The 238-nt window shown below is 63.9% G+C and carries 1 pseudogene; it reads right to left on the reverse strand.

The window, feature by feature from the left end:
- Positions 1–233, reverse strand: a pseudogene (locus tag RVY79_RS21475) (cytochrome o ubiquinol oxidase subunit III); the annotation flags it as partial.
- Positions 234–238 lie beyond the last annotated feature (5 nt).

Genomic DNA, 238 nt, shown 5'->3' on the forward strand with positions numbered 1-238 from the left:
GTGATTGACGACAGCAGCAGGAAGGACGTGTTCAGCGCCACCAGCGGCAGCTCGAACAGTTCCGCCCCGGTGGGCCCGCCCGCATACTCGCGGCCCAGCACGCCATAAGCGGCAAACAGGCACGCGAAGATCAGGCAATCACTCATCAGGTAGATCCAGAACCCGAGCAGCGTGCCGTTGGGCACGTGATGCTCTCCGGTAACGTGGAACTGGTAGCCACCCGGCGGGACCACATCCG

Source organism: Chromohalobacter sp. HP20-39 (assembly GCF_033052815.1).
Lineage (GTDB): Bacteria > Pseudomonadota > Gammaproteobacteria > Pseudomonadales > Halomonadaceae > Chromohalobacter.